Below are 16,934 nucleotides of genomic sequence, written 5' to 3' on the forward strand. Positions count from 1 at the left end.
TTTCATATATGATTTTACTGGGGAGATTGGTAAGTGATTCACCTTATTTTTAGATGAAAGAAAACGCAAACTATAAATGTTCCGGAAGGGTGGGACATCTTTTGCGGACATTTTCACTATTAAAAGGACTCCCAGTTATAGAAATAGAAAGTGGAACAAAAATTGGCGAAGTTTTTGATATAAGCATTTCAAGTGGTGGGGTCGTTACAGGCTTAATTGTTCGAAAGGGCGCTTTCTTCAAAAAATCTCTTTTACTTGAAGTGAAGAATGTTTCATCATTTGGATGGGATGGAGTCATGGTTGAAACCGAACAGGTTCTTGAGCCAATAAAGAAAATGGACGAATACACCTTTGATAGCCAAAACCGGCTAATTGGGAAAATGATGATGACAAGAGAAGGGGAACGGCTAGGGTTATTAGAAGATGTATACTTTCAAGAAGAAGTGGGGACAATTGTAGGGTATGAACTATCGGATGGCTTTTTTTCAGATATGCTGGAAGGAAAACGCGTGGTAAAAACCGAGTCTCCCCCTGCAATTGGAAAGGACGCTATCATTGTTAACGTTAAAGAGTGAGGTGTCTGCTCCATGTTAAAATGTCCTAATTGCCAAAGTAAAGATATTGGAAAAATTGGAATCAGTCAATATTATTGCTGGGGCTGCTTTATTGAGCTAACCATTTCTAATGGTGTAATTAATACCCATCAGGTTGAAGAAGATGGAACATTGAGTTCACTCGATGATTTATTTGAAGAAGAGGAACGCCGATATCTTTCCTAAATGATGCTGACCCATCGTTGCAAACTAACTGTTTAACAAAATAAACAATATATTGTAACGAGGTGATTGGATTGAAAAAAATGATAACTACAGCCATGGCATTCGGTGCTGGAATGGCTGCCTATAATCTTGTTCAAAGAAACAACCTAATGTCACAGCGTCAAATGAAAAAGCTGCAGAGAAGAATTACCAGACTATTTTAACTTGAGAGAGGCTAACACTTTATCGTGTTAGCCTCTTTTTCCGATGAATAATTTACACAATTTGCACGAAAAATAAAAAATAATTAAGGAGGGAGAACGTGGATATTCGGTTAAAATGGTATTACCGCTTGGGCTTTCTCCTTCTTCTATTTATTGTATTATTTGTTTTTTTGAAACTAAGGGAGTTATGGCTGCCCATCCTAAAAGTTACATTTGCTGTGCTGCTCCCTTTCATTATTGCTGCTTTTATATCCTATTTGCTTCATCCAATTGTAGAAAAACTTAATAATAGCGGTCTTCATAAAGGACTTGTTGTTTTCGGCATTTATATATTATTTTTCGGAGGGATTGGTTTGACCCTTTATAAAGGGATACCAGCCTTTATACATCAATTAGAAGATTTATCGGAAAATGCGCCACAATTTGCGAATCAGTATCGAGGTTGGATTGATATAATCCAGGAGAAAACCTCGTCATGGCCTGAGGGTATTCAGGCAAGAATTGATGAAGGGATTCTCGCTATGGAATCTTCTTTAGATAAAATGCTTTCGAAAAGTGTGAATATCCTTATAAATATATTAAATTATTCTATAATCATTGCCCTTATTCCGTTTATATCATTTTATATGATCAAGGATTATGATGTAATGAAACGGACCGTGTGGTATTTAACACCTAGAAAGTGGAGGCAGGAAGGCATATTATTTTTGCGGGATATCGATAAGTCCCTTGGAGGCTATATAAGGGGACAGATCATTGTCTGTGTGGCAATTGGAGCCATTTCTGCGCTGCTCTTTTGGTTCGTTGGGATGAAATATCCTTTACTGCTTGGTTTAATAATTGGATTAACAAATGTTATCCCCTATTTCGGTGCATTTGTCGGCGCCATCCCAGCAGTCATAATTGCTTTCGCTATATCAATAAAAATGGTGATCATTTCGGTTATTATTGTTTTTGTCCTGCAATTTCTCGAAGGAAACATATTATCACCTTTGATTGTTGGAAAAAGTTTAGATATGCACCCGCTAGTCATTATGTTTGCCCTATTAGCTGGTGGAGAAGCGGGTGGTGTCATAGGCTTAATCATAGCTGTACCGGTTTTAGCTGTCATAAAAGTAAGTCTTGTTCATGCTAGATCGCATTTTATAAAAGGACCTAACTCAAAATTTTCACGTTCTTGAAGGAAATGTTGACAAACATGATTTTAAATCGTTATAATTCAGACTATATTAGAAAAGTGAAGCTAGAAAATACGAAGAAGGAACGAGTATGTTATAGACCATCTAAAGAAAGGGAATTCCTTGGCTGGAAGAATTCCTAGATGAAGGATAACAGAATGCTAATCCCGAGTGCAGCTAATTCCTGCCGTTTATTCCGCGTTAAGGATCTGAGAGATGAAGGTTATTAGATTGACTGCCTTCTGAATCAGGGTGGTACCACGAGCAAGCTCTCGTCCCTGTATAGGGATGAGGGCTTTTTTGCGTATAAAAATACTTGGGTAATAGCAAAAAGGGAAGTCGCGGATATATTTGCAAGGTCGCTGATTTATCGGGAAATTCGCTGATCTATCAATACTAAACATAAATTTTAGGAGGAATAATCATGAAACAATTATCAGGTTCTGACATTCGCCGTCTATTTTTAGAGTTTTTCAAGGAAAAAGGCCACTCTATTGAACCGAGTGCTTCCTTAGTGCCGCATGAAGATCCAACTTTGCTTTGGATTAATAGCGGAGTTGCAACGTTGAAGAAATATTTTGATGGCCGTGTTATTCCGGAAAATCCAAGAATTACAAACGCCCAAAAATCCATTCGTACGAATGATATTGAGAACGTTGGAAAAACAGCTCGCCATCATACTTTTTTTGAAATGCTTGGGAATTTCTCGATTGGTGACTATTTTAAAGAGGAAGCAATCGAATGGGCATGGGAATTTCTTACCGATGAAAAATGGATTGGCTTTGAAGCGGATAAATTATCTGTCACAATCCATCCAGAAGATGATGAAGCATTTGATATTTGGAGAAAGCAAATTGGTGTTCCAGAAGAAAGAATCATTCGTTTAGAAGGAAACTTCTGGGATATTGGAGAGGGTCCAAGCGGTCCGAATACAGAAATCTTTTATGATCGTGGACCTGAGTATGGCGATGACCTAAATGATCCTGAATTATACCCAGGCGGAGAAAATGAAAGATATCTAGAGGTTTGGAATCTTGTTTTTTCAGAGTTTAACCATAATCCAGATGGAACGTATACTCCGCTTCCAAAGAAAAATATTGATACTGGGATGGGGCTTGAACGGATGGCATCCGTTGTTCAAAATGTCCGAACAAACTTTGATACAGACCTTTTCATGCCAATCATCCGAGGAACAGAAGAAATCTCTGGTGTGAAATATGGAAAAAATATAGAAACTGACGTTGCATTTAAAGTAATTGCCGATCATATTCGGACTGTTGCATTTGCAGTCGGAGATGGGGCGCTTCCATCAAACGAAGGCCGTGGGTATGTTTTAAGACGCTTGCTGCGCAGAGCGGTCCGTTATGCAAAACAAATCAATATCAATCGTCCATTTATGTTTGAGCTAGTCCCAGTGGTTGGGGAGATTATGCAGGATTTCTACCCGCAAGTAAAAGAAAAAGAAGAATTTATCCAAAAAGTAATTAAAAATGAAGAGGAACGTTTCCATGAAACCCTTCATGAAGGACTGACTATTTTATCAGCTGTTATTAAAAAAGAAAAAGAAAAAGGAAGCGATCTGATCCAGGGCGAGGATGTCTTCCGTTTATATGATACGTATGGGTTCCCTGTTGAGTTAACAGAGGAATATGCTGAAGAAGAAGGTATGAAGGTTGATCATGATGGTTTTGAGCTAGAAATGAACCGCCAGCGTGAACGTGCTAGAGCAGCAAGACAAGATGTTGATTCCATGCAGGTTCAAGGTGGAGTATTAGGAGAAATAAAGGTTGAAAGTCAATTTACTGGCTATGATAACCTTGAGGCAGATTCTCAAATTGTAGCAATCGTTAAGGATGGACAGCTGATTAATGAAGCGCATTTAGGCGAAGAAGTACAGCTTATTTTAGATATTACGCCTTTCTATGCGGAGAGCGGCGGTCAAATTGCTGACAGCGGAATTTTAGAAGCTGAAGGTTTAAAAGTTGTGATTAAAGATGTTCAAAAGGCACCAAATGGCCAAAATCTTCATAAAGCAACCGTTAAAACAGGAACGTTGAAATTAAATGATCGTGTGCATGCAAGTGTGGATGAAGCATCACGTTCAAAGATCATTAAGAATCATACAGCAACCCATTTGCTTCATCAGGCGTTAAAAGATGTTCTTGGAAATCATGTTAACCAAGCAGGTTCATTAGTAGAGCCTGACCGTTTGCGCTTTGACTTCTCACACTTCGGGCAGATCACTGCTGAAGAGCTCGAGAAAATTGAAAACATTGTGAATGAAAAAATTTGGCGCAGTTTGGAATTAGAAATTGATTACAAAGACATTGAAGAGGCTAAAGCGATGGGAGCTATGGCGCTATTCGGTGAAAAGTACGGCAAGATTGTCCGAGTTGTTCAAGTCGGTGATTATAGTCTTGAACTTTGCGGGGGATGCCATGTTCCGAACACATCTGTAATTGGTCTATTCAAAATCCAATCAGAAAGCGGGATTGGAGCAGGCACGCGCAGGATTGAGGCTGTAACGGGTGAAGCAGCATACCAATTATTAAATGATCAAATAAGTATATTAAAGGAAGCTGCAAATAAATTAAAAGCCAATCCGAAAGATTTAGCTGGAAGAATTGAGGTATTATTAACCGAAATGAAACAGCTGCAAAGAGAAAATGAATCATTGGCAGCGAAATTGGGCAATATTGAAGCTGGAAGCCTTGTGTCGAAAGCTAAAGAGATTAATGGAGTAACTGTATTAGCCGCTAAAGTTGCAGCATCTGACATGAATAACCTGCGGAATATGGCAGACGACTTAAAGAATAAGCTTGGTTCCGCCATTGTTGTATTAGGCAGTGTTAATGATGATAAAGTTAATTTAATTGCTGGTGTGACAAAGGATTTAATTGAAAAAGGATACCAGGCAGGAAAAATTATTAAAGAAGTGGCTACTCGCTGCGGAGGTGGAGGCGGTGGCCGTCCAGATATGGCGCAAGCAGGCGGTAAAGATCCAGAAAAGCTTGAAAGTGCATTGAATTTTGTTGAAGAATGGGTTAAAACCTTTTGATATATACACAAAGTAGTGTAAAATGAAGGTAACCTGTCGAAAATGTTCAATATATGGATATAATTAGGATTTTATTAAATGCTGAAACCTAATAATCGAACTTAAACAATGATTTGTGTATAAAGAAAAGCTCTTTCATTAGAGCTTTTCATCAAAAAAGCGAGGTGTAAGAAATGAGCTCATTTGATAATACAATGAGATTCAATTTTCCTGAAGAGCCCATGGAACATGATGTTAATCAGGTGCTTTTGCAAGTGTATGAAGCTCTTCAAGATAAAGGGTATAACCCTATTAACCAAATCGTTGGTTATTTGCTGTCGGGGGATCCTGCTTACATTCCCCGCCATAAGGATGCGCGCAATATTATTCGCAAACTCGAACGTGACGAAATCATTGAAGAGTTAGTCAAATCATATTTAAAACAGCAGCGAAAGGGATAATATATGCGGACAATGGGATTGGATGTCGGCTCAAAAACGGTCGGCATTGCGCTTAGTGATGCACTAGGCTGGACTGCTCAAGGCTTGGAAACTTTAAAGATAAATGAAGAGAAAAATGAGTTTGGTTTCGAGCAGATTGGAAAGATTATTAATGAGAATGAAGTTAGTAAAATTGTTGTCGGCTTGCCGAAAAATATGAATGGGACGATCGGTCCGCGTGGAGAAGCAAGCCAATTTTACGCTTCCGAACTAGAAAAACGATTTGGCTTGCCTGTCGTATTATGGGACGAGCGACTGACAACAATGGCAGCTGAAAGAGTTCTTCTAGAGGCGGATGTCAGTCGAAAAAAGCGTAAAAAGGTCATTGATAAAATGGCAGCCGTCATGATTTTACAAGGCTATATAGATAGTCAAAATACGATGAGGTGAACAGAATGAACCATGGAGAAAACAATATTACTGTAGTAGATGAAGAAGGAAACGAGCAGCTATGTGAAGTGTTATTTACATTTGATTCTGAGGAATTTGGAAAGTCATACGTCCTTTACTACCCAATTGGCGCAGATGATAATGATGATGAAGAAATTGATATCCACGCTTCAGCTTTTATCCCTAGTGAAGATAATCAAGACGGCGAATTAATGCCGATAGAAACGGATGAAGAGTGGGATTTAATTGAGGAAATGCTTAATACATTCCTTGAAGAAGAAGAAGAAAAAGAAGGTAAATAAAACCAAAGCTGGCCAATGGCCAGCTTTATTGCGTTCTATAGTTTTTTATTTGAAGCTAAGGCTTAATTGACAGCCAATTAAATTGCAAACGAAAAAAGTCGAATTGTACAAGTATATTTGGATTTATGTATTTTATTGCGACTATAAAAAGAAAATATAGTATAATAAGCCGAGTATAAGAATCACGTGATTTATCTTAGTTTACGCTTTCTCAGGAGGAGGGGATGTCTATGACGAAAGAAGGGAAAAAGGAGAAAAAGGAATTCATCCGTCAAAAAATGATTGAACGCCAAAGCGAAGCGAAATTGGTAAGAAAGATTGTTTTTATCATCTCAATAATTTTAATCATAGTGGTTGGTGCAGTTGCTGGCGGGGGTTATTTTTATATAAAATCAGCCTTAGAACCAGTAAGCCCGGAAAATAATAAAGAGAAGAAGGTAGAAATTCCAATCGGCTCATCGACAACAAGTATCGGTAAAATTCTTGAAAGCAATGGAATCATCAAGGATGCCCGTGTATTCAAGTATTATGTTAAATTAAAAAACGAAACTGGCTTTATGGCCGGTGAATATAGTTTAAAGCCATCCATGACGATGCCTGAAATAATTGGAAGTTTAAAAACAGGAAAAGTGGTAGAAGAAGTAGTTTTTAAAGTGACAATACCTGAAGGAAAGCAGCTCAAACAAATAGCAGGTATTATAGCGGAGAAAACAAACAGGAATGCTGATGAAGTATTACAAAAGCTTAACGACCAAGATTTTATTAAATCCATGATGGCAAAATATCCAGATGTATTAACTGATGATATTTTAAATGCAGATATTATGTATCCATTAGAGGGGTATTTATTTCCAGCTACCTACCCTTTTTATAAAGAAGATCCAACTATAGAGGAAATTATTGGAGTTATGCTTGATAAGACAGCCTCTGTATTAATGCAATACAGTTCGGAGATGGAAGCTCAAAATCTTTCAGTCCACCAATTATTGACAATGGCTTCTTTAATTGAGGAAGAGGCTACTGAAAAAGTAGATAGAGATCAAATTGCAAGTGTCTTCTACAATAGAATGGAAACAGGAATGCCATTGCAAACAGATCCAACTGTCCTTTATGCACAAGGTGAACATAAGGATAGGGTGCTATATAAGGATTTAGAGGTAGATTCACCTTATAATACGTATAAATATCTGGGGCTGACACCAGGACCAATTGCAAATGCTGGTGTCAGTTCAATTGAGGCAGCATTAGCACCAGCCGAATCAGATTTCTTATATTTCTTGGCAACTTCGACTGGAGAAGTGCTGTTTTCGAAAACATTAGATGAGCATAATAGAAAAAAGGCACAGCATATTACGAATAAATAATTTTATGCGCCTGAACAGGGCGCCTCTCAATTACTTGGAAAAACATGAATATTAGCATTCCCTTATGATTTATGTTAAAATAGTACAAGTGTTTTAATAGGCTCTAAAGTAGCGTAAATCACAGCTAAGAAGGATTTGGGTAAAAAGCCGGTAAATCCTTGATGGTTGTGAACGCTATTTTTTTCTGTTAATAGAGCAAAACTTTTACATTGAGGTGATGGCAGCTTGAAAGACGATAAGCTGCATGCATATATAGAAAGAATTATTCCTGCAAGGCCTAAGCTTTTAGAAGAAATGGAGCAGTATGCGAAAGAACATGACGTCCCCATTATGGAACTAGCCGGAATTGAGGCATTACTGCAGCTTCTTCGCATCCAAAAGCCAAAGTCGATTTTGGAAGTCGGTACAGCCATAGGCTACTCAGCTCTTCGAATGGCTTATGCATTGCCTTCCTGTGAAATTGTTACGATTGAAAGAGATGCTGAGCGCTATTTGCTTGCGGAGAAATATATACTAGAGGCAGGAAAAGAAACTCAGATCCACTTGGTTAAAGGCGATGCACTTGAAGTGGAATCAATCATTAAAGAGCATGGACCATTTGATGCAATTTTCATTGATGCGGCAAAGGGTCAATATAGGAAGTTTTTTGAAATATACTCTCCGTATTTAAGTGAAGGCGGGATGATTATAACAGACAATGTTCTATTTAAAGGGCTTGTTTGTGAGACCGAAATTGAGAATAAACGTATTCGATCTCTCGTAAAGAAAATAAATGACTTTAACATATGGTTAATGAATCATCCTGATTACTTTACTGTTATTCTTCCAGTAGGCGATGGGGTTGCAATTACTAAAATGAGGTGAGAAATGATGGAAAGGCCGGAATTATTAGTCACACCGAAAAGTGTGGAAGATATTATCCCTTTGGCTGAGGCGGGAGCAGATGCTTTTGTAATTGGAGAGCAGCGCTATGGTTTACGCTTGGCTGGTGAATTTTTAAAAGATGATATAAAGAAAGCCATTGAGCTTGCCCATGAAAAAGGAAAAAAGGTTTATGTAGCGATGAATGCTCTTTTTCATAATGAAAAAGTGAACGAGCTTCCTGAATATATTAAATTTTTACAGGATGCAAAGGCTGATGCGATTCTATTTGGAGATCCAGCAGTCCTCATGGCTGCTCGAGAAGCAGCGCCAAATATGAAGCTGCACTGGAGCACTGAAACAACAGGAACTAACTGGTATACATGTAATTATTGGGGCAGAAAGGGATCGAAACGTGCTGTTTTGGCCCGAGAAATAAACATGGACGCCATCATTGAAATTAAGGAGCATGCTGAGGTAGAGATTGAAGTACAAGTACATGGCATGACAGCCATGTTCCATTCAAAGCGTTCTCTCCTTGGCAATTATTATGAGTACCAAGGAAAAGTAATGGAAATTGAAAACCGTAAACAGGAGCATAATATGTTTCTTCATGATAAGGAACGGGAAAATAAATACCCTATTTTCGAGGATGAAAATGGCACACATATTATGAGTCCAAATGATATTTGTATAATCGATGAGCTGCAAGAAATGATTGAGGCTGGGGTCGATTCTTTTAAAATCGATGGCATCCTGAAGAGTTCGGAATATATTCTTGAAGTAACAAAGCTATATAGAAAAGCGATTGATCTATGTGTGGAAGATGCTGATCAATACGATGATATAAAAGATGATCTATTAAATGCCATTGAAGAAATTCAGCCTGCTAATCGTCCGTTAGATACAGGGTTTTTCTTTAAGGAAACGGTCTATTAACTTTATTCAGCAGATGTTTAATACTTCTAAAGTGGCGAATGAATGCAATAGAGTAACTTATTCAGCGGGGGAGAATCCTTGCTGAATAAAGTTAAGCCTCCGGCGGATGCCTCGATTTTTTAAATGAAACTTTTCGAGCAAGCTCGAAAAAAATCGGGCGCAATTACGCCACGGCGCAATTGATTAAACTTGAAAGGGGAGCTGTATAATGGCAGCCGTGAAAGATAAAATTTCACAGATGGTGAACGGCAAACGGGTGATTGTGAAAAAACCTGAATTGCTTGCACCAGCTGGTAACTTAGAAAAACTGAAAATTGCCGTTCATTATGGCGCAGATGCAGTATTTATCGGCGGACAGGAATACGGCTTACGTTCAAATGCAGATAATTTTACATTTGAAGAGATGAAGGAAGGCGTTGAATTCGCCAAAAAATATGGAGCGAAAATTTATGTGACAACGAATATTTTCGCACATAATGAGAATATCGATGGACTGGAAGATTATATGAAAGGCTTAAGTGAAGCCGGAGTTGCAGGGATTATAGTGGCGGACCCTCTCATTATTGAAACGTGCCGCAGAGTTGCACCGGAAATTGAAGTTCACTTAAGTACTCAGCAATCCTTATCGAACTGGAAGGCTGTTCAGTTCTGGAAAGAAGAAGGATTAGAGCGTGTCGTTCTTGCCCGTGAAACGAGTGCGGAAGAAATTCGTGAAATGAAGGAAAAGGTAGATATCGAGATTGAGACCTTTGTCCATGGCGCTATGTGTATTGCTTATTCAGGCCGATGCACACTAAGCAATCATATGACAGCTCGTGATTCAAACCGTGGAGGGTGCTGCCAATCATGCCGCTGGGACTATGATCTGTATAAATTAGAAGGCGAAAATGAAGTTTCATTCTTTAATGAAGGGGATGCCCCTTTTGCTATGAGTCCAAAGGATTTAAATTTAATTCAATCCATTCCCCAAATGATCGAGCTTGGTATCGACAGCTTGAAAGTTGAAGGACGGATGAAATCTATTCATTACGTGGCTACTGTCGTAAGTGTATACCGTAAAGTAATAGATGCGTATTGTGCCGATCCTGAAAACTTCAAAATTAAGCAGGAATGGCTTGATGAACTGGCTAAGTGTGCAAATCGTGAAACCGCTCCAGCATTTTTTGAGGGAGTTCCTGGGTATAAGGAGCAAATGTTTGGAAATCATAGCAAAAAGACGAATTCTGATTTCGTTGGCTTAGTTTTAGACTATAATCCTGAGACGCAAATCGTTACATTGCAGCAGCGTAATCATTTCAAGCCAGGCCAAGAAGTCGAGTTTTTTGGACCTGAAATTGAAAGTTTCACTCATGTGATCGATAAAGTTTGGGATGAAAAAGGAAATGAGCTTGATGCTGCGCGTCATCCAATGCAAATTGTGCAGTTTAAGCTAAACAAGCCGGTTTACCCTCACAACATGATGCGAAAGGAGATTTAATCACCATGACTCGCAAACCAGTTGTTATCGGTGTTGCCGGCGGCTCTGGCTCCGGAAAAACAAGTGTAGCAAAATCTATTTATGATCGCTTTCATGGACACTCTATCTTAATGCTGGAACAGGATTATTACTATAAAGACCAAGCACATTTACCTTTTGAAGAACGTCTAAAAACAAATTATGATCACCCGCTTGCGTTTGATAATGATTTACTGATAGAGCATATTGAAAGACTATTGCAATATGAGTCCATTCAAAAGCCTGTTTACGATTATGCCATTCATAGCAGGTCTGAAATGATTATTGAAGTAGAGCCTAAGGATGTTATTATTCTTGAAGGCATACTAGTTTTAGAAGATGAGCGGCTGAGGAATTTAATGGATATTAAACTTTTTGTCGATACTGATGCTGATTTACGAATAATCCGCCGTTTGTTCAGAGATATTAAAGAACGCGGACGAACAATGGATTCAGTCATTGATCAATATATCAATGTTGTCAGGCCAATGCATAATCAATTTATTGAGCCGACAAAACGGTACGCGGATATTATCATTCCTGAGGGCGGACATAATCATGTCGCTATTGATTTAATGGTAACAAAAATTCAAACAATTCTTGAACAAAAGTCTTTTTTGTGACACAATAGCATAGAAAATAAAATAAGGTCCCTTTAATGGACAAACCTGTGCGCGCCCTAAAAAGGTCGCGCTCCTATATTAATTAGCAAGATAGGCTGCAAAGCTATTTATACAAGTACATTGCACAGCAGTATCTTGCAAAAATGCACCTGTGCTAAGAAATTGGCATGGGTGCGTACATAAAATACAGAAAGAACACAATTCTGCAACGGTTGTGAAAAAATGAAGGAGTGAAGGTTTTGGCAATTGAAAAGGTTTTCCCTATGACACAAGCTGGAAAAGAAAAGCTTGAACAGGAATTGGAATATTTGAAATCTGTTAAGCGTAAAGAGGTTGTTGAACGCATTAAAATAGCACGCAGCTTCGGAGATTTATCTGAGAACTCTGAATACGATTCGGCGAAAGAAGAGCAAGCTTTCGTTGAAGGTCGAATTACAACGATTGAAAATATGATTCGTAATGCAAAGATCATTTCTGAAAGTGAAATGAGCGCAGATGCCGTATCATTGGGCAGCTCAGTTACATTTATTGAGCTTCCAGATGGTGAGGAAGAAACGTATACGATTGTCGGCAGTGCTGAGGCAGACCCATTTGATGGCAAAATCTCAAATGATTCACCAATAGCCAAAAGTCTGCTCGGAAAAAAGGTTGGAGATGAAGTGAAAGTACAAACTCCTGGTGGAGATATGGATGTACGAATTGTATCAATTAAGTAAAAAAATAGTTTGAAAAGAAGAAACCTCGTCAAAACTTTTGACGAGGTGTTTTATTATGTGGAGAAGAAGAGCGATAGGGTGGCTTTGTATTTGTTTACTAATGTTTTCTGTTTTGCTCGCCAGATTAATCCAGTTACAATTGGTATCGACAGAAAACTTCACAAAAAGGCAAATCAATCTGCTTGAAGCAAGTGTAAGTCAGCGGTCACAGGAAATGGTGCTTGACACAGGAAGGGGAAATTTTCTCTACAAGGACGGAAGCCCCATTACACATAAAAGTCTGCCAGTCCTCATTTTGTTTCCCTTTTTAAAAAAAATGGATTGGGAAATGGAGAAGGTTGCCAAAATTATAGGTGTATCTGAATATGGCCTCCGCTATTCGGTGGAAAAGGCAAAGGTACCCTTTGCGTATGGAGATCCAAAGCCAATCCTTTTAACAGAGGACCAAGTGGAAAAAATAAATAGCTTAAAAATTCCTGGTGTATTTGCAGTAGAGAAGAAATACCATTTAACGGATAATCCTGCAGAACATTTAATTGGCATCACTGGCGAGAATGAAGAATTATTGCGAAAGCGTTATCCAGACAAAGAGCTTTCTTCAACTACTATGATTGGCTTAACAGGAATGGAAAAAAGCTTCGATGAATTTCTATTGCCAGACGGGAAATCCAAGCTTGTTTTTCATGTTGATGCGACTGGCGGCCCTCTATTTGGAATTAACGTTAAATATGTTGAACCGGCGAATCCATTTTATCCGGTTAATATAAGGACAACAATCGATCCCAATTTACAGACTATGGCTGAAAAGCTTGCAGATCAGCATGGGGTAAAAAAAGGCGGCATCATCCTGTTGGATATTGAATCAAACTCGGTTGCGGCTATGGTCTCAAGGCCATCGCTTAATCGAAAAGACCCCTTCAATCAATCAGCTGGAGGAGCTGAAAATGTAATACTCAAACAGCAGATTATGGGTTCTGTATTTAAGACAGTTATTGCAGCAGCTGCCATCGATTATGATCTTAATAAACACTCTCGAACTTTTGACTGCAGCAAAAAAATTAACGGAGAGCCCGACTTGCAATTTCAATACGGCATGCTTGATTTTACAAATAGCTTTGCTCGAAGCTGTAATAATACGTTCGCAACTTTAGCTAAGGAATTAAAGGATATTGACCAAAATATCTTTGAAGACTATGCGAAAAAACTAAGCTTAACAGGTTCTGTAGGATGGACTGGAGATATTTATCATTTCCATGACTTCAAACAGCTGCAGGAGGAAGACAAAGGTAGAATATTCCTTACTGAGGATGAGAAGAAGGATATTAATTATGTTGGTCTCACTGGTATAGGACAGCATGAGGTGAGAGGAACACCTCTAGCCGTTGCAAATATGATGGCAACGATTGCAAGAGGCGGTGGAAAAGAAATGGTGAGGGTAGCATCAAAGGTTGAATATAAGAATCAAACATCTTTATTAGATTTTAAGAAACAAAAACTAGATGGAGAAACAATCTCCCCTTATACAGCCATGAAATTGCAAAAGCTCCTAAGGGAAGTTGTCGTGAATGAGAACGGTACCGGAAGATGGTTTCAAAATCTTCCATACGAGGTAGCGGGGAAATCGGGTACCGGTGAGACCGGCAGAATTGATGGTGATAAGCCTCTTTATAATAAGTGGTTTGCCGGCTATTTTCCTTACAATAAGCCTAAATATGCCCTTGTGACAGTTAATTTAGGCGTGACTGCAGATACTGGTGGTGTCAATGCATTATTCGCAGACATCGTGAAAGAGATCTATGACTATGATAAAATAAAAAAATAAATGATTAGTCTCTGTTTTAATCAATTGATTTATGGTAAAGTGAAACTTTCCTTTACCTTAATCCGTCTCTTTAAGAGGTAAAGACAACAATCAGGCATTGTTTAGTACACATATATGGACAAAGCAGTGGTTTTCATGGTTGAATGTTAATGTAATTTTTTTATGCTTTGCTTCACTCAATTGATATGAAACGAAGAAAAGCAAATGGGGAGGAGATTTTTTGAAAGGAAAATATAGCTCACCTAGCCGGGAATCCCGCTCAAATATCCGGGGAAAAAGAAGGAAAACAAATTTAATTTTAAATTTGTTAATTGGCTTCGTTATTTTATTAATTATTGTCGTATCCGCAACGATTTTTCTAGGGGGAAGCGCTGAAGAAACGGCTGAAAAGCAGTCAGGAAATAAGGTGACAGATTCAGGTAAGGAAAATCAATCACCGGAAGATAATCCTGCTGACTTAGAAGACGAAACCCCCGTTAAAGGTGAAAATAATTCGTCTCAAGGAGATTCATCTAAACTAGAAGAAGAGACAGTTGATACGGATAAAGAGTCTGATAGCCAGCCTGAGAAAAAGGAAATTGCTCCTGCAAATGAAGAGGAAGCGGTTGTTACTACTGGCGGCGAAGAAGAAAATGTAAAAAAGACGATTGTAAATCCTAGCTGGCAGCCAATTGGAACATCTCAATCAGGTGAACACACATCTGTTTATGATGCTGATTCAGTTGATTGGGCAGAAATGCTGCAAGCTTTATCATATGCTGCAGGGGTAGAACAGGATAATATGACTGTTTGGTTCTTAGGGAATAATGGACATAATAGATCGGTTGGCACCATTTCATCAAAAGACAAACAAAAAAAGTATCGGGTTTATATTCAATGGGTTGAAGGCCAAGGCTGGAAACCTGAAAAAGTGGAAGAACTTGATAAAATAGAAAACTAATAAATTTAATTAAATGAGGGGGCAATGAGCCTTCCTCATTTTTTTGCTTTAAAATGAACGACTGCTGAATAAAATGTTTTTCCATTTTCGTCCATATTCATCTGGTGTGATACATGATGTACATGAAGCAGAATGGCTTTATTATGCTCAATCTGAATGCTGATTTTCTTTTCAAGCGATTTTAAGTCATGCGCTTCGAAAAATTCGATTTTATCTTCAATTAAATCAAGCTTAAAGTTCATCTATATGATCTCCTTTTTGTCATTCAATTGTAATCATTTTAACCTAGAAAATTAGATAGTGGAAGTCAGTATGAGATTTCAGTTGATTGGATTAAATGAGAGTGGTAAATTGGGAACATGCATGATGATAAACAAACTCAAGAAAGAGGTCTAAAAGGAAATGAAAATTGGTATCATTGGAGCAATGGAAGAAGAAGTTACATTATTGCGTGAAAAAATAGAGGATAAAAGTCAGATAGTCATTGCTGGATGTGAGTACACAACTGGAAGGCTGGATGGTGTTGAAGTAATTCTACTTCGTTCCGGAATTGGTAAAGTAAATGCAGCATTATCAACAGCTATACTTCTAGAAAGGTTTACTCCTGACTATATCATTAATACCGGATCTGCTGGGGGTTTGAACCCTGATTTAAATGTTGGGGATGTCGTTATATCTTCAGAGGTAAGGCATCATGACGTAGATGTTACTGCTTTTGGTTACGAATATGGGCAAGTGCCTCAGCTTCCCGCAGCATTTGAAGCTGATAGTAAATTAGTACAAATTGCAGAGGAATGTGCTCAAGAAATTAAGGATATTCAAGTGGTAAGAGGATTAATCGCAACTGGAGATTCATTTATGAATGATCCCGTTAGAGTTGAGTATATTCGCGGAAAGTTTTCCAATCTACAGGCAGTAGAAATGGAGGCTGCGGCTATTGCTCAAGTTTCCTATCAATTTGAAACACCGTTTGTGATTATAAGGTCTTTATCAGATATTGCTGGTAAGGAATCAGATGTATCCTTTGAGCAGTATTTAAATAAAGCGGCTTTACACTCCGCAGATCTTGTCATGAAAATCGTTAGGGCTTTGAAATAGAAGATATTCATTGTTAGCAGCCTATTTTAATATTATTTTCAAATTTATGAAATAAAAAGGTTTACAAACTCCACATATATGGATATAATTACCTTTGTAAGTAAAAAAATTCCTAAAAGGAGGTCGAATAAAATGATCATGGTTAATGGAAATGCAAAAGCACTTCAAATTTTATACTTTACGAATTCGACCTACAAGGAATGGATTGCTTAATTTATTTTAACAATACACATCCAAGCCGCAGGGAGAATCGTTTCCTTGTGGCTTTTTTATGCCTTTTTGCCGCAGGGAATTTCTCTTTGCGGCCTTTTTGTGTCAAGGAGGTGGAAATATATGACACTAAATATCTTTTTTCTAACAATCACAATTAAAAAACGTAAACAATCAGTTGAAGAAATTATGCATAACGAGATGATTCACAAAATTCAAGAAGAAAATCGTGATCGTCAGTATACTTTGTATCGCCCATTTTAATTAATAATAAAAATATTGGAGAGAAAGGTGGTAATGAAAATGATTTTTCTTATGCAAGGACGGCAAGCAATTTTATGGGTGGAGAATGATACCACCTAGCTTTAAGTTAGGAGGAGATAGCCTTGGCTTTACATGTTCTTCTATTAACGCTTTCATTACGAAAAAAGAAACGCCAGAGCAAATAACATGTCTTCCCGATTTTCTTATTTAACA

General features: G+C 38.1%; 20 protein-coding genes. 19 read left to right on the top strand and 1 reads right to left on the bottom strand.

What is annotated here, in order from left to right; all coding sequences use genetic code 11:
* Positions 1-101: 101 nt before the first annotated feature.
* From V7127_RS12380 to V7127_RS12460, 17 genes are all read left to right on the top strand, one after another.
* Positions 102-575 carry a PRC-barrel domain-containing protein gene (locus V7127_RS12380; protein ID WP_335486422.1) on the top strand — a complete coding sequence of 158 codons (474 nt, stop codon included), beginning with the start codon at positions 102-104 and terminating at the stop codon, positions 573-575.
* A gap of 12 nt (positions 576-587) precedes the next feature.
* Positions 588-779, top strand: a complete 192-nt coding sequence (locus tag V7127_RS12385) for a hypothetical protein (protein WP_335354180.1) — start codon at positions 588-590, stop codon at positions 777-779.
* Positions 780-859: 80 nt separating this feature from the next.
* Positions 860-982 (top strand): DUF3918 family protein, encoded by a 123-nt coding sequence (locus tag V7127_RS12390; protein ID WP_335354188.1) that lies wholly within the window; start codon positions 860-862, stop codon positions 980-982.
* A 98-nt stretch (positions 983-1,080) separates the two neighbouring features.
* Positions 1,081-2,163 carry an AI-2E family transporter gene (locus tag V7127_RS12395; protein ID WP_335486425.1) on the top strand — a complete coding sequence of 361 codons (1,083 nt, stop codon included), beginning with the start codon at positions 1,081-1,083 and terminating at the stop codon, positions 2,161-2,163.
* 17 nt (positions 2,164-2,180) lie between these two features.
* Positions 2,181-2,303, top strand: coding sequence for a hypothetical protein (locus V7127_RS12400; protein ID WP_335486428.1), 123 nt, complete (start codon positions 2,181-2,183; stop codon positions 2,301-2,303).
* A 281-nt stretch (positions 2,304-2,584) separates the two neighbouring features.
* Positions 2,585-5,218, top strand: a complete 2,634-nt coding sequence (gene alaS / locus V7127_RS12405; RefSeq protein WP_335486430.1) for an alanine--tRNA ligase — start codon at positions 2,585-2,587, stop codon at positions 5,216-5,218.
* A gap of 173 nt (positions 5,219-5,391) precedes the next feature.
* Positions 5,392-5,658: an IreB family regulatory phosphoprotein gene (locus V7127_RS12410; RefSeq protein ID WP_066293092.1), complete on the top strand. Its 267-nt coding sequence runs from the start codon at positions 5,392-5,394 to the stop codon at positions 5,656-5,658.
* Between the two features lie 3 nt (positions 5,659-5,661).
* The gene (ruvX, locus tag V7127_RS12415) at positions 5,662-6,087 is read left to right on the top strand and encodes a Holliday junction resolvase RuvX (RefSeq protein WP_335354177.1); all 426 of its coding nucleotides are present in this window, start codon (positions 5,662-5,664) and stop codon (positions 6,085-6,087) included.
* A 5-nt stretch (positions 6,088-6,092) separates the two neighbouring features.
* Positions 6,093-6,389: a DUF1292 domain-containing protein gene (locus V7127_RS12420; RefSeq protein ID WP_335344448.1), complete on the top strand. Its 297-nt coding sequence runs from the start codon at positions 6,093-6,095 to the stop codon at positions 6,387-6,389.
* A gap of 230 nt (positions 6,390-6,619) precedes the next feature.
* A complete protein-coding gene (gene mltG, locus V7127_RS12425; protein WP_335486571.1) occupies positions 6,620-7,753 on the top strand; it encodes an endolytic transglycosylase MltG in 1,134 nt (377 codons plus the stop codon).
* Between the two features lie 225 nt (positions 7,754-7,978).
* The gene (locus V7127_RS12430; RefSeq protein WP_335486433.1) at positions 7,979-8,617 is read left to right on the top strand and encodes an O-methyltransferase; all 639 of its coding nucleotides are present in this window, start codon (positions 7,979-7,981) and stop codon (positions 8,615-8,617) included.
* A 6-nt stretch (positions 8,618-8,623) separates the two neighbouring features.
* The gene (locus tag V7127_RS12435; protein ID WP_335486574.1) at positions 8,624-9,553 is read left to right on the top strand and encodes a peptidase U32 family protein; all 930 of its coding nucleotides are present in this window, start codon (positions 8,624-8,626) and stop codon (positions 9,551-9,553) included.
* A gap of 208 nt (positions 9,554-9,761) precedes the next feature.
* Positions 9,762-11,030: a peptidase U32 family protein gene (locus tag V7127_RS12440; protein WP_335486436.1), complete on the top strand. Its 1,269-nt coding sequence runs from the start codon at positions 9,762-9,764 to the stop codon at positions 11,028-11,030.
* A gap of 5 nt (positions 11,031-11,035) precedes the next feature.
* Positions 11,036-11,671 (top strand): uridine kinase, encoded by a 636-nt coding sequence (udk, locus tag V7127_RS12445; protein ID WP_335347963.1) that lies wholly within the window; start codon positions 11,036-11,038, stop codon positions 11,669-11,671.
* Positions 11,672-11,910: 239 nt separating this feature from the next.
* Positions 11,911-12,387, top strand: a complete 477-nt coding sequence (gene greA, locus V7127_RS12450; protein ID WP_335486439.1) for a transcription elongation factor GreA — start codon at positions 11,911-11,913, stop codon at positions 12,385-12,387.
* 55 nt (positions 12,388-12,442) lie between these two features.
* Positions 12,443-14,209: a peptidoglycan D,D-transpeptidase FtsI family protein gene (locus tag V7127_RS12455; protein WP_335486442.1), complete on the top strand. Its 1,767-nt coding sequence runs from the start codon at positions 12,443-12,445 to the stop codon at positions 14,207-14,209.
* Positions 14,210-14,429: 220 nt separating this feature from the next.
* The gene (locus V7127_RS12460) at positions 14,430-15,149 is read left to right on the top strand and encodes a YrrS family protein (protein WP_335486445.1); all 720 of its coding nucleotides are present in this window, start codon (positions 14,430-14,432) and stop codon (positions 15,147-15,149) included.
* A 35-nt stretch (positions 15,150-15,184) separates the two neighbouring features.
* Here the strand turns inward: V7127_RS12460 and V7127_RS12465 are convergent, their stop codons facing one another.
* The gene (locus V7127_RS12465) at positions 15,185-15,391 is read right to left on the bottom strand and encodes a DUF2536 family protein (protein ID WP_335347967.1); all 207 of its coding nucleotides are present in this window, start codon (positions 15,389-15,391) and stop codon (positions 15,185-15,187) included.
* Positions 15,392-15,551: 160 nt separating this feature from the next.
* Here V7127_RS12465 and mtnN point away from each other — a divergent pair, with 160 nt between their 5' ends.
* Both mtnN and V7127_RS12475 read left to right on the top strand, forming a co-directional pair.
* Positions 15,552-16,247, top strand: coding sequence for a 5'-methylthioadenosine/S-adenosylhomocysteine nucleosidase (gene mtnN / locus V7127_RS12470; protein ID WP_335486448.1), 696 nt, complete (start codon positions 15,552-15,554; stop codon positions 16,245-16,247).
* A gap of 333 nt (positions 16,248-16,580) precedes the next feature.
* Positions 16,581-16,721, top strand: coding sequence for a YrzI family small protein (locus tag V7127_RS12475; RefSeq protein ID WP_335347969.1), 141 nt, complete (start codon positions 16,581-16,583; stop codon positions 16,719-16,721).
* Positions 16,722-16,934: the final 213 nt, after the last annotated feature.

It is taken from the genome of Bacillus sp. JJ1773 (assembly GCF_036962035.1).
GTDB lineage: Bacteria > Bacillota > Bacilli > Bacillales > Cytobacillaceae > Cytobacillus.

Coding starts and splice junctions, on each gene's coding strand:
- V7127_RS12385 (WP_335354180.1), top strand. CDS start 588: ATGTTAAAATGTCCTAATTGCCAAAGTAAAGATATTGGAAAAATTGGA.
- V7127_RS12400 (WP_335486428.1), top strand. CDS start 2,181: ATGATTTTAAATCGTTATAATTCAGACTATATTAGAAAAGTGAAGCTA.
- mltG (WP_335486571.1), top strand. CDS start 6,620: ATGACGAAAGAAGGGAAAAAGGAGAAAAAGGAATTCATCCGTCAAAAA.
- V7127_RS12390 (WP_335354188.1), top strand. CDS start 860: ATGATAACTACAGCCATGGCATTCGGTGCTGGAATGGCTGCCTATAAT.
- ruvX (WP_335354177.1), top strand. CDS start 5,662: ATGCGGACAATGGGATTGGATGTCGGCTCAAAAACGGTCGGCATTGCG.
- V7127_RS12410 (WP_066293092.1), top strand. CDS start 5,392: ATGAGCTCATTTGATAATACAATGAGATTCAATTTTCCTGAAGAGCCC.
- V7127_RS12440 (WP_335486436.1), top strand. CDS start 9,762: ATGGCAGCCGTGAAAGATAAAATTTCACAGATGGTGAACGGCAAACGG.
- V7127_RS12420 (WP_335344448.1), top strand. CDS start 6,093: ATGAACCATGGAGAAAACAATATTACTGTAGTAGATGAAGAAGGAAAC.
- V7127_RS12475 (WP_335347969.1), top strand. CDS start 16,581: ATGACACTAAATATCTTTTTTCTAACAATCACAATTAAAAAACGTAAA.
- udk (WP_335347963.1), top strand. CDS start 11,036: ATGACTCGCAAACCAGTTGTTATCGGTGTTGCCGGCGGCTCTGGCTCC.
- mtnN (WP_335486448.1), top strand. CDS start 15,552: ATGAAAATTGGTATCATTGGAGCAATGGAAGAAGAAGTTACATTATTG.
- alaS (WP_335486430.1), top strand. CDS start 2,585: ATGAAACAATTATCAGGTTCTGACATTCGCCGTCTATTTTTAGAGTTT.
- V7127_RS12465 (WP_335347967.1), bottom strand. CDS start 15,391: ATGAACTTTAAGCTTGATTTAATTGAAGATAAAATCGAATTTTTCGAA.
- V7127_RS12455 (WP_335486442.1), top strand. CDS start 12,443: ATGTGGAGAAGAAGAGCGATAGGGTGGCTTTGTATTTGTTTACTAATG.
- V7127_RS12435 (WP_335486574.1), top strand. CDS start 8,624: ATGGAAAGGCCGGAATTATTAGTCACACCGAAAAGTGTGGAAGATATT.